The following is a 709-nucleotide window of genomic DNA, read 5'->3' as shown; positions in this document are numbered from 1 at the left end:
CGGTCGGTGTTCGGTCCGGAGGGCACGGTGCTGGTCACCGGCGGCACCGGCGGGCTGGGCGCGGTCGTGGCCAAACACCTCGCCACCACCCACCAGGTCAAACACCTGCTGCTGGCCAGCCGACGCGGCACCCAGGCACCCGGCGCCGCCGAACTGGCCGCCGAGCTGACCGAACTCGGCGCCACGGTCACGATCGAAGCCTGCGACGTCGGCGACCGCGAGCACCTGACACACCTGCTCGCCTCCGTACCGGCGAAACACCCCCTGACCGGTGTCATCCACACCGCCGGAATCCTGGACGACGGCATCGTGGCCTCCCTCACCCCCGAACGCATCGACGCCGTCCTGCGACCCAAGGCCGACGCCGCCCGCCACCTGCACGAACTGACCCAAGACCTGAACCTGTCGGCCTTCGTGCTGTTCTCCTCCCTGGCCGGAGTACTGGGCAGCGCCGGCCAGGCCGGCTACGGCGCCGCCAACGCCTACCTCGACGCCCTGGCCCACCACCGCCACGCCCAAGGACTCACCGCCACCTCACTGGCCTGGGGACTGTGGGCCTCCGGCGGCATGGCAGGCGACCTCAGCGAAGCCGACCTGCGACGGATGGAACGAGCGGGCGTCAAACCCCTGTCCATCCCCGAAGGACTCGCCCTGCTCGACGCCGCCCTGCACACCGACCACCCCGTCCTCGTCCCCGCACGATTCACCA

1 protein-coding gene is annotated in these 709 nt (G+C 71.2%); it reads left to right on the top strand.

From position 1 onward, the window contains the following. On the top strand, positions 1-709 hold a 709-nt coding region (locus tag ACVCAG_RS45810), incomplete at both ends, for a beta-ketoacyl reductase (RefSeq protein WP_440089953.1).

Source organism: Streptosporangium sp. G12, from assembly GCF_052983175.1.
The sequence above is the reverse complement of the archived record's forward strand: the minus strand, read 5'-3'. Positions and strand labels throughout refer to the sequence as shown.